This is a genomic window from Micromonospora sp. NRRL B-16802, assembly GCF_001279555.1.
GTDB lineage: Bacteria > Actinomycetota > Actinomycetes > Mycobacteriales > Micromonosporaceae > Micromonospora > Micromonospora profundi.
On the sequence record NZ_LGEB01000105.1, the window covers coordinates 1 to 2,022 of the forward strand.

Sequence of the window (2,022 nt, forward strand, 5' to 3'; positions counted from 1 at the left end):
CACCATCCTCAACGCCACCACCCACCAAGACATCCCCTTCAGCCTCATCGTCGACACCCTCCAACCCGACCGCATCCCCGGCCGCAACCCCCTCTTCCAAATCAGCCTCACCCTCCAACCCGCCACCACCACAAACACCATCACCCTCGGCACCCTCACCGCCGACCCCGTCAACGCCACCACCGGCAACGCCCGCTTCGACCTCGCCATCGACATCGAAGAAACACCCGACGGCCACCACACCATCGCCACCGAATACTCCACCGAACTCTTCGACACCGACCGCATCAACCGACTCCTCGACCACTACACCACCGCACTCACCAACGGACTCACCCAACCCGAACAACCCGTCGAAGAGATCGACATCCTCACCGACGCCGAGCGGGACCACATCCTGTACTCCTTGAACCCGATGCTCAGCCAGGACGCGGACGGTCAGTCCCCGTGGGGTACCGCATGAAGGGTCTGTTGCACGGCGTACTGGCGGGTCATGACCCGGAACGGGTGGCGATCCGATTCCAGGGCGCCGAACTCAGCTACGGCGAGCTGGACCGGCGATCATCCCGGCTGGCCCAGAGGCTGCGCAGGCACGGCATCGGCCCGGGGCACATCGTCGGGCTGCTGCTCGACCGGGGCCTGCACCTGCCGGTGGCCGAACTGGCGGTGATGAAGGCCGGCGCCGCGTGGTCCATGCTGGACCCGCAGCTGCCACCGGCGAGGCTTGCGTACCAGACGAGGGACGCCGACGCCTGGCTGGTATTGACGACCACCGACCTGACTCCGCTCGCGCCGGAGGACGCGCCGCTCTGGCAACTGGACCAACCGGAGCCGCCCGCGGTCACCAGCGAACCGGACCCACCCGATGTCGACGTCCGCCCGGAGGATCCGGCGTACCTGCTCTACACCTCCGGCTCCACCGGCACACCCAAGGGCATCCTGGTCCCGCACCGCAACGCGTACGCGTACTGCCGCAACGCTGTCGCGCAGTTCGCCAGCACACCGGACGACCGGGTCGCCCAGGTGGCCAACCCGGCCTTCGACGCCAGCATCTTCGACTACTACGCGACCTGGCTCGCCGGGGCTACATTGGTCAGCGCACCGAGGGAGGTCATCGTCGACCCCGAGGCGCTCACCGGTCTGCTTGAGGACGAGCGCATCACGCTTGCCTACCTGCCGCCCGCGTTGTTGGGGCTGCTCGACCCGGCGCGTCTGGTCGGCTCCGCGCTGCGCGGAGCGTTCAGCGCCGGGGAGGCGCTACCTGTCGCGCAGGCCAACCGGTGGGTGTGGGCCGGCTTCCGGCTGCACAACTCGTACGGGCCCACCGAGACGACGGTCGTGGTCACCGACTACGTCTGCTCCGAGACGCCGGTGCGCGGTTCGACTCCGATCGGTGTTCCGATGCCGGGCCACCGCGCCTACGTGTTGGACCGTCGGCTGCGTCCGACGCCGATCGGCGTCGCCGGAGAACTCCACATCGCCGGCACCGGTGTCGCCTACGGCTATCACAACCGGCCGGGGATGACCGCGCGTAGCTTCCTGGCCGACCCGTACGGCCCACCCGGGCACCGCATGTACGCCACCGGTGACCTCGCCCGCTGGCGAACCGACGGCACCCTCGAATACCTCGGACGCCGCGACCGACAAGTCCAGCTCCGCGGCCAACGCGTCGAACTCGGCGAGATCGAACACACCATCGCCCAACACCCCGACGTACGCCAATGCACCGTCCAGGTCCACAACGACACCCAACTCGTCGCCTACCTCACCGGACACCCCGACCTCAACCACCTCCGCCGCCACCTCGCCGACCGACTCCCCACCTACATGGTCCCCACCACCCTCATCACACTTCCCGAACTACCACTGACCCCCAACGGCAAACTCGACACCGCCCGCCTACCCGAACCCACACCAACAGCCACCGAACACATCGCACCCACCACCCACACCGAACAATGGCTCGCCGACACCTGGCAAAACCTGCTCAACATCGACCAGATCAGCACCACCGACAACTTC

At 67.6% G+C, this 2,022-nt stretch carries 2 protein-coding genes; both read left to right on the top strand.

The annotated features are described in order from the left end of the window. Positions 1-463 (top strand): condensation domain-containing protein (locus ADK66_RS26900; RefSeq protein WP_197281649.1); only part of this gene is annotated, 463 nt, incomplete at its 5' end. Beyond that, positions 460-2,022: amino acid adenylation domain-containing protein (locus ADK66_RS26905; protein ID WP_157552972.1), on the top strand; the 1,563-nt coding region annotated here is incomplete at its 3' end. The genes ADK66_RS26900 and ADK66_RS26905, both read left to right, overlap by 4 nt.